Here is a 1,442-nt window from a genome sequence, read left to right as displayed (position 1 = left end):
GTCTCGCTGGCTTGTGTCATGCGGTGTATGCGACGGCTTTTTTCAGACAGAACCTAACGTCTGATCTTTGAAACGTACTGGCCAGGAGAGTACATTATGAAGTCCCTAACAATTAAATGTTTAATCCCCTCTTTGCCAACCAGCATTTCGTAGCCGTCAATAATGGTTTCAACGTTTCCTTCCAACGCTGAAATTTTCCCATAAACCCCATACACATGCCCCTGATTTTGTCCTCGGTCTTGCGCATAAAAAATAGCATATGAAAGATCCTCTGTATAATAAAACCCCTTTCCAAAGACACTGATAGTGTTGCGCTCATAGTCAACCCCGCTCTCAAGTGAACGTTTGTGCGCTACGCTACTCCCATGAAACCCCAAGAAATCATAGCCTGCCGTTTCAGTTCTTCCTGTTACCACATTCATCGTTACATGACTCTGAGAAAGAGCGGGTGGAGGCAGATAGACCTTACCAAGACCATTCATCGTCACCTGGCGCTCAGCCAGATGGACCTTTCCGAGTTGGCCAAACGGCCGGATTGTAGCTGCGAGTAGTGGGGTGACATTGGCGTGGATGGCCGTGAAAATTTCTCTAGATGGGCGCTTTGTTCCAGCGACGCGACTATACAAACTAGACACAAAGCGCCCTAGCCGAGAATGTCCACTGGGATCTTGATAGTTTATAGGGTCCTGCAGGCAATAACTATAAGAGCTTAACCCACCGGGACCAAATGGACTCATATTATCCGGGGAATTGAAACGCATTAAAACGGGGTTGAATGCTCGATAGCCGTTGCCCAACAGGTAATTCCCGGTTACGCAGTCTGGCCGCTCGCCATTGAAAGCGAGCAGCTCCGAAGGTCCCGAATGATGACCATAAGGTGGATAGGTGAAACACTTTGGCGACTCGCATGAATCAACCCAAGTGAGTACCGTCCGATGTAGATCCACACCCAACAAAGCATTGATGCCAGCCTCTCCTTTACATTGCTGCTGTGCCAGCAAATGACCTTCATGCTGCATGATCGAAAAATGCGATTTACCTTGAATTTCGTTTACCAAGCGGCTTTTGCGGTAAAAACGGTAAATACTGCGCGCATTTGGCTGTACTGGAATACGTGCGCAACCTAATGAAAAGTCGTCAAAGCCATTTCCTGTGAGGGGTGCCATGCTGACGTACCATGTGGCCTTTATTACCCCTAATCATGATGACCAAACCCAGCTTTTACTACTGGCAAAATTACTAGTTCTCAAAGCTATAAAACAAAGAACATTGTCGGGACTGCTTGTGCAGCCTTTTCCTACCGTGCCGGCGCTCCGGCAAGGCCCCCTACAAACCGCGCACGGTTTGCACGCCTGCACCGGCCTCTTCGCGGGTGAACCCGCTCCTACAAGGGGCAGCGTCAAACATGAGGCCAGCGCTGTACCTGTAGGAGCGGGTTCACC

Annotated in this window: 1 protein-coding gene and 1 pseudogene; one reads left to right on the top strand and one right to left on the bottom strand. The window is 49.3% G+C overall.

Features of this window, described 5'->3' with window-relative positions; genetic code table 11:
* Positions 1–53: 53 nt before the first annotated feature.
* Entirely contained in the window at positions 54–1,166 is a 1,113-nt protein-coding gene (locus tag IAE39_RS29420) for an RHS repeat-associated core domain-containing protein (protein WP_201207956.1), read from the bottom strand.
* Between IAE39_RS29420 and IAE39_RS29855 the strand changes: the two are divergent.
* Positions 1,165–1,442: pseudogene (locus IAE39_RS29855) on the top strand (hypothetical protein); the annotation flags it as partial. The gene IAE39_RS29420 and the pseudogene IAE39_RS29855 overlap by 2 nt on opposite strands.

Origin of the sequence: Pseudomonas sp. S37 (assembly GCF_016658545.1) — a bacterium.
Lineage (GTDB): Bacteria > Pseudomonadota > Gammaproteobacteria > Pseudomonadales > Pseudomonadaceae > Aquipseudomonas.
Note: the sequence above shows the minus strand (reverse complement) of the source record. Positions and strands in the feature narration are given on the sequence as shown.